This window comes from Vibrio sp. 1727 (genome assembly GCF_033344415.1).
GTDB lineage: Bacteria > Pseudomonadota > Gammaproteobacteria > Enterobacterales > Vibrionaceae > Vibrio > Vibrio alginolyticus.
In genome coordinates this window covers 1-656 of the sequence record NZ_JAWPOT010000338.1, presented here as the reverse complement: position 1 = coordinate 656, position 656 = coordinate 1, and the positions used below count along the sequence as shown (strand labels likewise).

General features: G+C 48.8%; 2 protein-coding genes. One reads left to right on the top strand and one right to left on the bottom strand.

Annotated elements, in window-relative coordinates:
• Positions 1 to 481 (top strand): uroporphyrinogen-III C-methyltransferase (locus tag R8O10_RS25610; protein WP_318192007.1); only part of this gene is annotated, 481 nt, incomplete at its 5' end.
• 39 nt (positions 482 to 520) lie between these two features.
• Here the strand turns inward: R8O10_RS25610 and R8O10_RS25605 are convergent.
• The coding region (locus tag R8O10_RS25605) for a DUF4174 domain-containing protein (RefSeq protein WP_318192008.1) at positions 521 to 656 on the bottom strand (136 nt) is incomplete at its 5' end.

Below are 656 nucleotides of genomic sequence, written 5' to 3'. Positions count from 1 at the left end.
CCTAAAAGGTGGAGATTCATTTATCTTTGGACGCGGCGGTGAAGAGTTGGAAGAGCTTGCAGAATACGGTATTCAATACGAAGTGGTGCCGGGGATCACCGCTGCGGCGGGGGCGACGGCTTACGCAGGTATTCCACTAACGCACCGCGATCATGCGCAAAGTGTTCAATTCATCACGGGTCACGTGCAAAAAGACGGTCACGAAATTGAATGGCACTCGTTAGCGCAGTCAAACAACACACTTGTGTTCTACATGGGTTTGAAGCAAAGCAGTCACATTATGGACAAGCTCATCACGCACGGCTTAGACCCAGAAATGTCATGCGCAATCATCGAAAATGGGACGCGACCAGAGCAACGCGTGTTCCAAGGTAAACTAAATGAACTGTCTAACATGGCAGAGCAAGCAGTAAGCCCTGCATTGATAGTGGTGGGGAGCGTTACGCAGCTGCATAATAAGTTGGCGTGGTTCGGAAAGTAACGAAGAATCCTTTTTGGGGTATTCATTTCCTCAAGTGCTTCAGATTTCGCAGGGGCTTCGTTGCCTCTGCATCTCTTGTTTTCGCATCGGCATTTGGTCAATCAAATCGTTAATGTATTGCCAGTCGGTTTCTGCCCCCCAGCGGTATTTTTCTAAGCCATCTTTACCGAGCAAA